This is a genomic window from Streptomyces sp. NPDC048182 (assembly GCF_043202555.1).
Classification (GTDB): Bacteria; Actinomycetota; Actinomycetes; order Streptomycetales; family Streptomycetaceae; genus Streptomyces.
This window is the reverse complement of record NZ_JBIDAQ010000010.1, coordinates 170379-184199: the sequence shown is the minus strand read 5'-3', so window position 1 is coordinate 184199 and position 13821 is coordinate 170379. Positions and strand designations below refer to the sequence as shown.

Annotated in this window: 12 protein-coding genes; all 12 read left to right on the top strand. The window is 73.7% G+C overall.

Annotation, left to right across the window (positions count from 1 at the left end; translation table 11 throughout):
* The first annotated feature begins 32 nt into the window (after positions 1-32).
* The 12 genes from ACGFZL_RS20965 (at position 33) to ACGFZL_RS20910 (ending at position 13786) form a co-directional block, all read left to right on the top strand.
* On the top strand, positions 33-605 hold the full coding sequence (locus tag ACGFZL_RS20965; RefSeq protein WP_393693657.1) for a YqgE/AlgH family protein: 573 nt from the start codon (positions 33-35) through the stop codon (positions 603-605).
* Positions 606-666: 61 nt separating this feature from the next.
* The gene (locus tag ACGFZL_RS20960) at positions 667-954 is read left to right on the top strand and encodes a DUF3039 domain-containing protein (protein WP_355165316.1); all 288 of its coding nucleotides are present in this window, start codon (positions 667-669) and stop codon (positions 952-954) included.
* 192 nt (positions 955-1146) lie between these two features.
* Complete coding sequence (locus ACGFZL_RS20955; protein WP_393693654.1) at positions 1147-2445, top strand: extracellular solute-binding protein; 1299 nt, start codon at positions 1147-1149, stop codon at positions 2443-2445.
* Entirely contained in the window at positions 2442-3404 is a 963-nt protein-coding gene (locus tag ACGFZL_RS20950; protein ID WP_393693652.1) for a carbohydrate ABC transporter permease, read from the top strand. Before ACGFZL_RS20955 ends, ACGFZL_RS20950 begins: the two co-directional genes overlap by 4 nt.
* A complete protein-coding gene (locus ACGFZL_RS20945; RefSeq protein WP_355165322.1) occupies positions 3404-4240 on the top strand; it encodes a carbohydrate ABC transporter permease in 837 nt (278 codons plus the stop codon). The genes ACGFZL_RS20950 and ACGFZL_RS20945 overlap by 1 nt, the downstream gene beginning before the upstream one ends.
* Before the next feature lie 10 nt (positions 4241-4250).
* Positions 4251-5855: a beta-N-acetylhexosaminidase gene (locus ACGFZL_RS20940; protein ID WP_393693649.1), complete on the top strand. Its 1605-nt coding sequence runs from the start codon at positions 4251-4253 to the stop codon at positions 5853-5855.
* A 321-nt stretch (positions 5856-6176) separates the two neighbouring features.
* Positions 6177-7070, top strand: coding sequence for an FAD binding domain-containing protein (locus ACGFZL_RS20935; protein WP_393693647.1), 894 nt, complete (start codon positions 6177-6179; stop codon positions 7068-7070).
* Positions 7067-8761 (top strand): 2Fe-2S iron-sulfur cluster-binding protein, encoded by a 1695-nt coding sequence (locus ACGFZL_RS20930; RefSeq protein WP_393693645.1) that lies wholly within the window; start codon positions 7067-7069, stop codon positions 8759-8761. The genes ACGFZL_RS20935 and ACGFZL_RS20930 overlap by 4 nt, the downstream gene beginning before the upstream one ends.
* Positions 8758-11103 (top strand): xanthine dehydrogenase family protein molybdopterin-binding subunit, encoded by a 2346-nt coding sequence (locus ACGFZL_RS20925; protein ID WP_393693643.1) that lies wholly within the window; start codon positions 8758-8760, stop codon positions 11101-11103. Before ACGFZL_RS20930 ends, ACGFZL_RS20925 begins: the two co-directional genes overlap by 4 nt.
* Positions 11104-11190: 87 nt before the next feature.
* Positions 11191-11646 (top strand): SUKH-4 family immunity protein, encoded by a 456-nt coding sequence (locus ACGFZL_RS20920; RefSeq protein ID WP_393693641.1) that lies wholly within the window; start codon positions 11191-11193, stop codon positions 11644-11646.
* Between the two features lie 78 nt (positions 11647-11724).
* Positions 11725-12984 carry an MFS transporter gene (locus ACGFZL_RS20915; RefSeq protein WP_393693638.1) on the top strand — a complete coding sequence of 420 codons (1260 nt, stop codon included), beginning with the start codon at positions 11725-11727 and terminating at the stop codon, positions 12982-12984.
* 109 nt (positions 12985-13093) lie between these two features.
* Positions 13094-13786 carry a class I SAM-dependent methyltransferase gene (locus ACGFZL_RS20910; RefSeq protein ID WP_393693636.1) on the top strand — a complete coding sequence of 231 codons (693 nt, stop codon included), beginning with the start codon at positions 13094-13096 and terminating at the stop codon, positions 13784-13786.
* Positions 13787-13821 lie beyond the last annotated feature (35 nt).

Below are 13821 nucleotides of genomic sequence, written 5' to 3'. Positions count from 1 at the left end.
CAGCGAAGGGAACATGCGGGATCATGTCTGGCATGACCGAGGTGTCCTCGCTCACGGGGCGGCTGCTCGTGGCCACGCCCGCCCTGGCCGACGCGAACTTCGAGCGTGCGGTGGTGCTGCTCCTCGACCACGACGAGGAGGGCTCCCTCGGCGTCGTCCTGAACCGCCCCACTCCGGTGGGCGTCGGCGACATCCTGGAGGGCTGGGCGGAGCTGGCCGGCGAGCCCGGCGTCGTCTTCCAGGGCGGCCCCGTCTCGCTCGACTCCGCCCTCGGGGTCGCCGTCGTCCCGGGCGAGTCGTCCACGGACGCCGCGCCGATCGGCTGGCGCCGGGTGCACGGCGCGATCGGCCTGGTCGACCTGGAGGCCCCGCCGGAGCTGCTGGCCCCCGCGGTGGGCGCCCTGCGCATCTTCGCCGGGTACGCCGGCTGGGGCCCGGGCCAGCTGGAGGACGAGCTGGCGGAGGGCGCCTGGTACGTGGTGGAGTCCGAGCCCGGCGACGTCTCCAGCTCGTCCCCCCAGCGCCTGTGGCGCGAGGTGCTGCGCCGCCAGCGCGGCGAGCTTGCCATGATCGCGACGTACCCGGACGACCCCTCGCTCAACTGACGCACCGGCCGGTCGCGGCGCACCCCGCCGAGGACCCGCCCGGCTTCAGTACCCTGGCTGCATGAGCACTCTCGAGCCCGAGCGCGGGACTGGTACGGGGACCCTCGTCGAGCCGACGCCGCAGGTGTCCCACGGCGACGGCGACCACGAGCGCTTCGCCCACTATGTCCAGAAGGACAAGATCATGGCGAGCGCCCTCGACGGCACCCCCGTCGTGGCGCTGTGCGGCAAGGTGTGGGTGCCGGGCCGCGACCCGAAGAAGTACCCCGTGTGCCCCATGTGCAAGGAGATCTACGAGTCCATGAACGGCGGCGGGGACGAGGGCAAGGGCGGCGGCGACAAGAAGTAGCGCCCCTCCCCGGCCGGTCTCGGTCTCCGAAGGCCCCCGGAGCGCGTTCGACGCGCTCCGGGGGCCTTCGTGCATCACGAAGTGGTGGAGACCTCTTGTGGACATGTTCATGTACTCCATAACCTCACGGGTGTTGTGCAGAGCGAAACCGTCATTGCATATGTTGCAACGCACGCCCGGAGGATCGACTCCATGAAGCTCCACGCCCGGCCGGCCCTCTTCCTGGCCGCCGCTGCCCTGACCGCCGCCGCCTGCGCGCCCCAGACCTCGGACGACTCCTCCTCGAACAAGGACGAGAAGACCGGCACGCTGCGGGTGTGGCTCTTCCAGGAGGTCAACAACAAGCCCAAGGAACACGTCGTCGACACCGTGCTGGCCGACTTCAAGAAGGCCCACGCGGACACGAAGGTCACGGTCGAGTACATCCCGGTCGAGACCCGCGCCCAGCGGATCAAGGCCGCCTTCAACGACCCGAAGAGCGCCCCCGACGTCATCGAGTACGGCAACACCGACACCGCCGGCTACGTCAAGGACGGCGGACTCGCCGACGTCAGCGAGGAGTTCGCCGCCTGGGACGAGGCCAAGGACACCGACCCGACCGCCCGCCAGTCGGTCACCGTGGACGGCAAGGTCTACGGCGCCCCCTACTTCGTCGGCGTCCGCGCCCTGTACTACCGCACGGACGTCTTCAAGAAGCACGGCTACGAGGTCCCCAAGACCCTGTCCGAGCTGACCGACCTCGCCGAGCGGGCGCACAAGGACGAGCCCGGCATGTACGGCCTCGCCGTCGGCGGCGCCTACACCTACGGCGCGATGCCCTTCCTCTGGGCGCACGGCGGCGAACTCGCCACCGGCAAGGGCGACTCGTACGCCTCCGCGATCGACAGCGACGCCGCCCGCGAGGGCGTCGAGGCGTACACCGACCTCTTCGGCGACGCCAACTGCCCCGCCGCCAAGTGCGCCGGCATGGGCGGCAACGACACCGTCACCGCCTTCGCCTCCGGCAAGGCCGCGATGGCCATCGGGGGCGACTTCAGCCACCAGGCCGTGGAGGCGGGCGCGGTGAAGGGGAAGTACGCGGTCGTCCCGCTGCCGGGCGTCAAGGCCGGTTCCATCGCACCGGCCTTCGCGGGCGGGAACAACATCGGCGTCCTCAAGAGCACCTCGCACCGCACCCTCGCCGTCGACCTGATGGAGCGGCTCGCCTCGAAGAAGGCGCAGGGCGAACTCTTCGACGCGATGGGCTTCCTGCCGACCTACAAGGACGTGCGCGACGAGGCCGCGAAGAAGCAGCCGTTCGTCGAGCCCTTCGTGAAGACGCTGGCCGCGGGGGCCAAGTTCGTGCCGGCCTCGCCCGCGTGGGCGCAGATCGACTCGTCGCTGGTGCTGCCGACGATGTTCCAGGAGATCGTCAGTGGCAAGAAGGATGTGAAGGCGGCCACGGGGGACGCGGCTCGGAAGATGAACGAGGCGTTTGGCTCCGCCGGATGAGCGGGGCGCCCTTCAGCTCGGGGGGTGCGGTGCGTGGGCGGGTGCGGGTGCTGGGTGGCTGGTCGCGCAGTTCCTCGCGCCCCTGGGGGGTTCGTGCCACGCCCTGGATCTATCTCGCGCCTGCTCTTGTGGTGCTCGGGGGGTTGCTTGTCTACCCCGTTTACCAGCTTGGGCTGATCTCTTTTCTGGAGTACACCCAGGCGCAGGTCAGCGGTGGGGAGCCGGCCACCTTCCAGGGGTTCGGGAACTACGCCACGCTGCTCGGGGATTCCGAGTTCTGGCGGGTGCTGCTCGCCACCGTCGTGTTCGCGGGGGCCTGTGTCGTCTCCACGCTGGCCGTGGGGTGTGCGCTGGCCGTGTTGCTCACGCGGGTGCGGGCCGTGCCGCGGCTGGCGTTGATGCTGGCCGCGCTCGGGGCGTGGGCGACGCCGGCGGTGACCGGGTCGACGGTCTGGCTGCTGCTGTTCGACCCGGACTTCGGGCCGGTCAACCGGATGCTCGGTCTCGGGGACCACTCCTGGACGTACGGGCGCTACAGCGCGTTCCTGCTGGTCCTGCTCGAAGTGGTCTGGTGCTCCTTCCCGTTCGTCATGGTCACCGTCTACGCGGGCATCCGCGCCGTCCCCACCGAGGTCCTGGAGGCCGCCGCCCTGGACGGGGCCTCGCAGTGGCGGACCTGGCGGTCGGTGCTCGCCCCGATGCTCCGGCCGATCCTGGTGGTCGTCACCATCCAGTCGGTCATCTGGGACTTCAAGGTCTTCACCCAGATCTACGTCATGACGAACGGCGGCGGCATCGCCGGCCAGAACCTGGTCCTCAACGTCTACGCCTACCAGAAGGCGTTCGCGTCCTCGCAGTACAGCCTCGGCTCGGCGATCGGCGTCGTGATGCTGCTGATCCTGCTCGCGGTGACGCTGGTCTACTTGCGGCTGCTGCGCCGCCAGGGGGAGGAGCTGTGATGCGTGCCCTGGTGCGCCGGCCCCGGCGCCTCGCGGCCGAGGCCGCCGCGCTGCTGATCGCCGTGGTGGTGGCCTTCCCGCTGTACTGGATGGTGCTCAGCGCCTTCAAGCCGGCCGGCGAGATCGAGACGACCGACCCGCGGCCCTGGACCCTGTCGCCGTCCCTGGACTCCTTCCGACGGGTCTTCGGGCAGCAGGAGTTCGGCCGTTACTTCCTCAACAGCCTGTTCGTCGCGGCCGTCGTGGTGGTCGCCTCCGGGCTGATCGCCTTCCTCGCGGCCACCGCGGTGACCCGCTTCAGGTTCCGCTTCCGCACCACCCTGCTGATCATGTTCCTGATCGCGCAGATGGTGCCGGTGGAGGCGCTGACCATCCCGCTCTTCTTCCTCATGCGGGACGCCGGGCAGCTCAACACGCTCGGCTCGCTGATCCTGCCGCACCTCGCCTTCTCGCTGCCCTTCGCGATCTGGATGCTGCGCGGCTTCGTGAAGGGCGTCCCGGAGGCGCTGGAGGAGGCGGCGGCCCTGGACGGCGCCAGCCGGACCCGGTTTCTGTGGCAGATCCTCTTCCCGCTGGTGCTGCCGGGGCTGACCGCCACCAGCGTGTTCTCCTTCATCTCCACCTGGAACGACTTCCTGTTCGCCAAGTCGTTCATCATCAGCGACACCTCCCAGTCGACGCTGCCGATGGCGCTGCTGGTGTTCTTCAAGCCCGACGACCCCGACTGGGGCGGGGTGATGGCGGGCTCCACCGTCATGACCGTCCCGGTGCTCGTCTTCTTCGTACTCGTGCAACGGCGGCTGGTCTCCGGGCTGGCCGGCGCGGTCAAGGACTGAGGAGTCTCACGTGACCGACCTGATCCCCGCTCCCCGCGGCGTCCAGGGGCCCTGGCGCCGCGCCGTCCCGCTCACCGAGGCCACCGCCCTGTGGGCGGGACCCGGCACGGAGACCGCCGAGCACTGGCTGCGCGCCACGCTGGGAGCCGCCCTCGGCCTGCCGCTGCGCCCGGGGCCCGAGGACGCGCGGGACGCCGTACGGCTGCGCCTGGACGCCTCCCTCGGGCCGGAGGCGTACCGGCTGACCGTCAGCCATGGCTCCGGCGTGGAGATCGCCGGCGGCGACGCGGCCGGCGTCTTCTGGGGCGCCCAGACCCTGCGCCAGCTCCTCGGCCCGGAAGCCTTCCGCAGGGCGCCGGTGGGCGGTCGGGGGGCGCCGTACGTCCTCACCGATCAGGTGATCGAGGACGCCCCCCGCTTCCGCTGGCGCGGCGTCCTCCTGGACGTCGCCCGGCACTTCATGCCCAAGGACGGCGTGCTGCGCCACCTCGACCTGATGGCGGCGCACAAACTCAACGTCCTGCACCTCCACCTGACGGACGACCAGGGCTGGCGGATCGAGATCCTGCGCCACTCGAAGCTGACCGAAACCGCCTCCTGGCGGTCGCGCACCAAGTACGGCCACCGCGACTCCCCGCTCTGGGAGGACAAGCCGCACGGCGGCTTCTACACCCAAGACGACATCCGGGAGATCGTCGCCTACGCCGCCGCCCGGCACATCACCGTCGTCCCGGAGATCGACGTCCCGGGCCACTCCCAGGCCGCGATCGCCGCCTACCCGGAACTGGGCAACGCCGACGTCGTCGACACGGCCGCCCTCTCCGTCTGGGACACCTGGGGAATCAACCCGAACATCCTCGCCCCCACCGAGGCCGTGCTGCGCTTCTACGAGGGGGTGTTCGAGGAGGTCCTCGACCTGTTCCCCTCGGCGTACGTCCATGTCGGCGGCGACGAGTGCCCCAAGGACCAGTGGCGGGCCTCGCCCACCGCGCAGGCCCGGATCGCCGAGCTGGGGCTGGCCGACGAGGACCAGTTGCAGTCGTGGTTCATCGGACACTTCGACGCCTGGCTGAGCGCGCGGGGGCGCCGGCTGGTCGGCTGGGACGAGATCCTGGAGGGCGGTCTCGCGAAGGGCGCCACGGTGTCGTCGTGGCGCGGCTACGAGGGCGGCATCGCCGCCGCACGGGCCGGGCACGACGTGGTGATGTGCCCCGAGCAGGAGGTCTACCTCGACCACCGCCAGGACCCCGGCCCCGACGAGCCGATCCCGATCGGCTTCGTGCACACCCTGGAGGACGTCTATCGCTTCGAGCCGGTACCGCCGGAACTGACCCCGGAGGAGTCGGCACATGTCATCGGCACACAGGCCAACCTGTGGACCGAGGTGTTGGAGAACCAGTCCCGGGTCGACTACCAGCTCTTCCCGCGCCTGTCCGCCTTCGCGGAGGTGGCGTGGAGCACCTTGCCGCCCCCTTCCGAACGGGACTTCCTCGACTTCACGCGCCGCATGACAACCCACTACGCCCGCCTGGACGCCCTGGGCGTCGCCTACCGCCCCCCGACGGGCCCCTTGCCATGGCAACGCCGACCGGGGGTCCTGGGCAGGCCCCGCTAGCCGGTCCGCAGAGCTGCGGGCAGTCGTGCCGCTGGGGCGGCACGGGTGGGCGCAGCGGCACCCCGCTGCGCCGGGTTGCGCGAGGTGTCGTTACCCGCACGCACCCTCGCCTACCAAGCCAACTCCCGCCGTATGCCCGATCAACGCCCCAGCACCCCCAAACCGGGGCATCTAGGAGCCGAGGAGGGCGAACACCTCCTACCGGACCCGTGCGTTCGCCCCCTGCAAAGATGTGCCAGAGTTGCCCCGACCGCCCGGTCAGCACGTACCGTACGGCGACACGAGCGGCACCACGTGGGTCAGCGGGAAGGGGCAGACGGTTTGACCACGCACACACCCCAGGCGGCGCACCCCGTCACGCTGCCCACCACCCTGGACGAGGCCGTCGCGGCACTCACCGCGCACCCCGCCGCCGTCCCGGTCGCGGGCGGCACCGACCTCATGGCCGCGGTCAACTCCGGCCAGCTCAGGCCCGCCGCCCTGGTCGGCCTCGGCCGCATCAGCGAGATCCGCGGCTGGCAGTACCTCGACGGCCACGCCCTCCTCGGCGCCGGCCTCACCCACGCCCGCATGGGCCGCCCCGACTTCGCCGCCCTGATCCCGGCCCTGGCCGCCGCCGCCCGCGCCGCGGGGCCGCCGCAGATCCGCAACGCCGGCACCCTGGGCGGCAACATCGCCTCCGCCGCCCCCACCGGCGACGCCCTCCCGGTGCTCGCGGCCCTGGAGGCGACGCTGATCATCGCGGGGCCGGAGGGCGCCCGCCGGGAGATCCCCGTCTCGCACCTGCTGGCCGGCATGGAGCTGCTCCGCCCCGGCGAGCTGATCGGCCACGTGCGCGTGCCGCTGCTGCACGCGCCCCAGGTCTTCCTCAAGGCGACCGGGCGCACCGGCCCCGGCCGCGCGTCGGCCTCCGTGGCCCTGGTCCTCGACCCCGCCCGCCGCGGCGTGCGCTGCGCCGTCGGCGCCATCGCGCCGATGCCCCTGCGGCCGTTGGAGGCCGAGGAGTGGGTGGCCCGGCTCATCGACTGGGACAACGGCCGCGCGATCGTCCCGGAGGCGCTGACCGCCTTCGGCGAGTACGTCGCCGCCGCCTGCATCCCCGACGCGGCCCCGGAGGCGGACGGCTCGGTGCCGTCGCTCCCGCCGGCCGTCCTGCACCTGCGGCGCACCGTCGCCGCGCTGGCCCGACGAGCACTGGGGAGGGCGCTGTCGTGACCGACGACCAGCAGGGCGAGGGCGGTGCGCCCCGCGGCGGCCGCTGGGACCCGCTGCCCCAGGGCGACTACGACGACGGCGCGACCGCCTTCTTCAAGCTCCCCGAGGGCGCCGTCGACGCGCCGCCCGCCCCCGGCGACAGCCCGCTCGCCGCACCCGGGCACGGCTACGTGCCGCCGCAGATAACGGTCGCCCCCGCCACCACCGCAGGCACCGACCCGGCGGCCACCGGCACCTGGAGCATCCCCGTGGTGCCGGCCGACGGCGCCGACTGGCACACGCCGGGGGAGGACACCGGCGGCCACGACGGCTACGAGCCCGAGGGCGGCGAGGCGTACCAGGAGCCCGGCGGGCCCCAGGACTACGCCGGCTACCCGCAGCACGACCCGTACGGCCAGGCCGCGCAGTACGACGCGACGGCCGGCCACGTCGGCACCTACGCCTACGACCCGGCCGCCGGCACCGGCCACTGGGACTTCGCCGCGGTCGCCGAGGAGGCCGCCGCGCCGGACGCCGCGCCCGCGCCGGAGGCGACCGGGCACGACGTGACCGGGCAGTGGTCCATCCCCGTCGCCGGGGGCGACCTGCCCGAGGAGTCCGGCGAGTTCACCGCGTCGGCGCTCGCGGAGCAGTACGCGGGCACGGCCCCGGCGACCCTGCCCGGCGGCGCCCCCGCGCCCTGGGCGGTCACGGAGACGCCCGCGGAGGCCGCTGCGAGCCTCGCTGAGCCCCGTACCGAGCCGTCCGGGACCCCGGAGCCGGAAGCGGCGCCGGAGGCCGCCGAGGAGCCGCTGACGGACGCGGCGCCGGAGTCGGATGCGGGTACGGATGCGGATGCGGACGTGGCGGAGACGGTCGAGGCGCCCGAGGCCGAGGAGGACTCTCAGCCCGAGCCCGGCTCCGAGCCCGAAGCCGAGCCGGACTCGGCCGAGGAGGAGCCCCGGCCGGACGCGATCCCGGCCGCCGCCGAGGCTCCAGAAGCCCCCGAGCCCCTTGCAGCTGAGCAGCCGCACTCCGCAGCCCCCGCGGCCCCCCAGGACGAACACCCCCTCGCCTCCTACGTCCTGCGCGTGAACGGCGTCGACCGCCCCGTCACCGACGCCTGGATCGGCGAGTCGCTGCTCTACGTGCTGCGCGAGCGCCTCGGCCTGGCCGGTGCCAAGGACGGCTGCTCGCAGGGCGAGTGCGGCGCGTGCAACGTCCAGGTGGACGGCCGGCTCGTCGCCTCCTGCCTCGTCCCCTCGGTGACCGCCGCCGGCAGCGAGGTGCGCACCGTCGAGGGCCTGGCCGCCGACGGGCAGCCCTCGGACGTGCAGCGGGCGCTCGCCCGGTGCGGCGCGGTGCAGTGCGGCTTCTGCGTGCCCGGCATGGCGATGACCGTGCACAACCTCCTGGAGGGCAACCCGGCCCCGACCGACCTGGAGGCCCGGCAGGCCCTGTGCGGCAACCTGTGCCGCTGCTCGGGCTACCGGGGCGTCCTGGACGCCGTCCAGGAGGTCGTCGCCGAACGCCGCGCGCTGAGCGGCGCGGACAGCGCCGACACCGCCGAGACGGACGCCGACGAGCCCCGTATCCCCCATCAGGCGGGCCCCGGCGCCGGCGGCGTGCACGCCTCGGCGTTCGACCCGCCCGGGTTCGCCCCGGGCCGGCCCGACCAGCAGCACTACGGCCAGGACGGAGGCCAGGCGTGAGCCAAGACGCCGCGACGGCGGAGTCCGCGGGGGCCACCGGGCCCGTCGAGCCCACCGTCTCCGCCGCCCCGGAGCCGATCCCGCACGGCCTCGGCGTGTCCCTCCCGGCCGCGGACGCCCGCGCCAAGACGGAGGGCACCTTCCCGTACGCCGCCGACCTGTGGGCCGAGGGCCTGCTCTGGGCGGCCGTCCTGCGCTCACCGCACCCGCACGCGCGCATCGTCTCCATCGACACCACCCACGCGCGCGAGATGCCCGGCGTCCGCGCCGTCGTCACCCACGAGGACGTGCCCGGCACCCCGCTGCACGGCCGGGGCCGCGCCGACCGGCCGGTGTTCGCCTCCGACGTCGTGCGCCACCACGGCGAGCCCATCGCCGCCGTCGCCGCCGACCACCCGGACACCGCGCGGATGGCCGCCGCCGCCGTCATCGTCGAGTACGAGGTGCTCGACCCGGTGACCGACCCGGAGCACGCCTTCGAGGCCGAGCCGCTGCACCCCGACGGCAACCTGATCCGGCACATCCCGCTGCGCCACGGCGACACCGAGGCGGCCGGTGAGGTCGTCGCGGAGGGCCTGTACCGCATCGGCCGTCAGGACCCCGCGCCCATCGGCGCCGAGGCGGGCCTGGCCGTGCCGCGCCCCGACGGGGGCGTGGAGCTGTACCTGGCCTCCACCGACCCGCACACCGACCGGGACACGGCCGCCGCCTGCTTCGGCCTCGACCCCGAACGGGTGAAGATCGTGGTGACCGGCGTCCCCGGCGCCACCGCCGACCGCGAGGACCAGGGCTTCCAGCTGCCGCTCGGCCTCCTGGCACTGCGCACCGGCTGCCCGGTGAAGCTGACCGCCACCCGCGAGGAGTCCTTCCTCGGCCACGCCCACCGCCACCCCACCCTGCTGCGCTACCGCCACCACGCCGACGCCGAGGGCCGCCTGGTCAAGGTCGAGGCGCAGATCCTGCTCGACGCGGGGGCGTACGCGGACACGTCGTCCGAGGCGCTGGCCGCCGCGGTTGCCTTCGCGTGCGGCCCGTACGTCGTCCCGAACGCCTTCATCGAGGGCTGGGCGGTGCGCACCAACAACCCGCCCTCCGGGCACGTGCGCGGCGAGGGCGCGATGCAGGTGTGCGCGGCGTACGAGGCGCAGATGGACAAGCTCGCCAAGAAGCTCGGCCTGGACCCGGCCGAGGTGCGGCTGCGCAACGTCCTGGCCACCGGCGACGTGCTGCCCACCGGGCAGACGGTCACCTGCCCGGCCCCGGTCGCCGAACTCCTCCAGGCGGTCCGCGACTTCCCGCTCCCCGCGCTCCCCAAGGACACCCCCGAGGACGAGTGGCTGCTGCCCGGCGGCCCCGAGGGCGCGGGCGAACCGGGTGCGGTGCGGCGGGGCGTGGGCTACGGCGTCGGCATGGTGCACATGCTCGGCGCGGAGGGCGCCGACGAGGTGTCGACGGCCACCGTCAAGGTGCACGACGGCGTGGCGACGGTGCTGTGCGCGGCGGTGGAGACGGGCCAGGGCTTCGCGACCCTGGCGCGGCAGATCGTCCAGGACACGCTCGGCGTGGACGAGGTCCACGTGGCCCCCGTGGACACCGACCAGCCCCCCGCCGGACCCGGCTGCCGGGGCCGGCACACCTGGGTCTCGGGCGGCGCGGTGGAACGGGCGGCCAAGATGGTCCGTACGCAGTTGTTGCAGCCCCTGGCGCACAAGTTCGGCATGTCCACCGAACTCCTGCAGATCGCCGACGGCAAGATCACCTCGTACGACGGCGTCCTGTCGACCACGGTCGCGGAGACCCTGGAGGGCAAGGAACTGTGGGCCACGGCCCAGTGCCGCCCGCACCCCACCGAGCCGCTCGACGAGGCCGGCCAGGGCGACGCCTTCGTGGGCATGGCCTTCTGCGCGATCCGCGCGGTGGTGGACGTCGACATCGAGATCGGCTCGGTGCGGGTGGTGGAGCTGGCCGTCGCCCAGGACGTGGGCCGCGTCCTGAACCCGGCCCAGCTGACCGCGCGCATCGAGGGCGGCGTCACCCAGGGAGTGGGCATCGCGCTGACCGAGAACCTGCGCGCCCCGCGCGGCCAGATCCGCCACCCCGACCTCACCGGGTACGCCCTGCCCACCGCTCTGGACACCCCGGACATCAGGATCGTCAAGCTGGTGGAGGAGCGGGACGTGGTGGCCCCGTTCGGCGCGAAGGCGGCCGGCGCGGCGCCCGTGGTGGCCTCGCCGGCCGCGGTGGCGTCGGCGGTGCGGGCGGCGACGGGCCGCCCGGTCAACCGCCTGCCGATCCGGCCGCAGGCGGCGGTGGTCACGGCGGCCACGGCGGTCACGGCCTGAGGCCGTTGTCAGTGGTGGCCCCTAGGCTGCGGAGCAGTGGCGGACGACGGCCGTCACGGCACGGCACGCACGGGGGACGCACGCACCATGACGACGACGCTCACCACCCGCACACCGCCCGGGACCCGCTCCGGCCTGGCCCTTGACCTCCCGCCCCGCTTCCTGACGGACGCCTTCGGCCCCCACCGGATCGTCCACTTCGAGGACATCGACTTCCCGCCCACGCTCACCCACGCCCCGACCCGGCACTTCCTGCGCGAGCACGGCCTGCCGGAGGAGGGTGGCGGCTTCGCGCTGAACACGGACGTCCCGCTCCCGACGCTGGCGGAACACTGGTGGGACGCGCCCGCGGCGGCCTCCCTGCCGCCGGACGCGGACGACCTGATACACCTCGGCCACCTCCACGACCACACCGCGCTGCTGGTGCACGGCCGGACGGGCGCGATCCTGACATGGACCGCCGAGGACCCCGCCCCGCACCCGCTGACCCGGGACCTCTCCACGCTGGCCGCACAACTCCTGGTTGTGCCGGCGCCCGCTTGAGGTTGTTTGACCTGCGCCGCCGCCCCCCGCTTGACTCCGGTCGACGGCGAATCGGTGACAGGGCGGTGCGGGCGGGGAATGGACGCGGACACGAGGGGCGGGCCCCGTCTGGGGCGGGCGTTCGGCTGGCTCTGGGCGGCCTACGGGACCAGCGCCCTCGGTACGTGGCTGGCCTTCGGCGCCTTCCCGCTGATCGCCATCCAGGTGCTGCACGCCGGCCCGGCGGAGGTCGCCGCGCTCTCGTCGGTGGGGGCGGCGGTGGGCGCGGCGGTGGCGGTGCCGCTGGGGCCGTGGGTGGAGTTCCGCCGCAAGCGCCCGGTGCTGATCGGCATGGACCTGCTGCGGTGCGGGGCGCTCCTGACGATCCCGGCGGCGTACGCGCTGGGCGTCCTCGGCTTCCTCCAACTCCTGCTGGTCTCGGTGGTCGTCGCCGCGTCGGACATCACGTTCCGGGCGGCGTCGGGCGCGTATGTGAAGGCACTGGTCCCGGCGGAGCACCTGCTGGTGGCCAACGCCCGCTTCGAGTCCACGTCCTGGACCTCGACGATCATCGGACCACCACTCGGCGGCGCGGCGATCGGTCTGCTCGGCCCGGTGGCGACGGTGGTCGCGGACGCGGCCAGCTACCTGCTCTCGGCGCTGGGCATCCGCGCGACCGGCGGCACGGAGCCGCGCCCCACACCCCGGGAGCCGGCCACCCGCCTGCGCGCCGGCGACCTGCTCCACGGCTGGCGCCACATCCTGTCCGACCCGACCCTGCGCCCGCTGTTCCTCAACACCGCCCTGTTCAACGGCCTGCTGATGGCCGCCGACGCGCTCCTTGCGGTCCTGATGCTGGGCCGTCTCGGCTTCACCCCCTGGCAGTACGGCCTGGCCTTCGCGGCCCCGTCGATCGCGGGCCTCCTCGGCTCCCGCCTGGCCCGCCCCCTGGCCGCCCGCCACGGCGCCCACCGCGTCCTGCGCACCACGGGCACCCTCCGCGCCCTCTGGCCGATCGGCCTGGCCTTCCTGACTCCGGGGACGGGCGGCCTGCTCCTGGTGATGACGCTCCAACTGGGCCTCATCTTCTGCTGCGGCGTCTTCAACCCCGTCCAGGCCACGTACCGCCTGGAACGCACCGCCCCCGACCTCATCACCCGCACCCTCTCCGCCTGGTCGGTGACGACAAAGGCGACGACGGCCCTCCTGACGGCCCTCTGGGGCGCCCTGGGCACCTGGCTGGGCCCCCGCCCCGCCATCGCCCTGGCCGGCGCCCTCATCCTCCTGACCCCCCTCCTCCTGCCCCGCCCCGCCGACACACCCCGACAGGCCCCGGACCCGACCCCCACCCACGCCTGACGAGCGGACCGAGCAGGAGCCTTCCCGTCAGCTCTGTCCGCTCCCGCTGCCGGAGTGACATGCGGCGGAAGCGGCCCGCTGTCGGCCGGGCTCCAGCAGTATGGGCCGGGTGACCACCGGCACCGCAGACCTCTGGCACCACTACGGCCGCGCCCGCGCCCAGCGTGACCGGGCCGTCCCCGGCGTCTTCTCCTGGTCGTGGGATCAGAACGGCGGTCCCGGGGCCGAAGTCCTCGGCGACCTGACCGGCCGGTGCGTCGGAGATCTGGGCGCGGGGACCGCCCGGCACGCGGCCCACCTGGTCGTCCACCACCGCCCCGCCCGGGTGGACGCCGTCGACGCCTCACCGGCGCAGCATGCCATGGCCCGCGGTCTGTACGGCCGCCTCGCACCGGCACTGAGGATCGTGCACTCCGATGTCACGCGCCACCTCCGGGCGAAACCCGGCGAATACGACGTGTTGTACAGCGTCTTCGGTGCGGCCTGTTTCTCCGACCCGGGTGAGCTGATGCCCGCGGCAGCCGCCGCCCTCCGGCCGGGCGGGAAGCTGGTCGTCTCGACCCTCGCGCACCACCTGAGCGGCGAGTCGGCGCAGCCGGACGTCCTCGCCGCCGACATCCCGGCGAGGACGCCGGACGGAGAAGCGGCCACGATGCGCCGCTGGGTGCTTCAGGACAAGGTGTGGGTGAAGGTCCTCGGCTCCGCCGGATTCTCCCGCGTCGACGTGCGCGTGCTGCGCTCCTCGACCGAGGGGCCACGCGCTGCCGACACTCTGCTGGTGACCGCGCACGCCGGGGTGTGACCGGTCTCGTCGGCGGGGGCGCGGCGGAGCCCCCT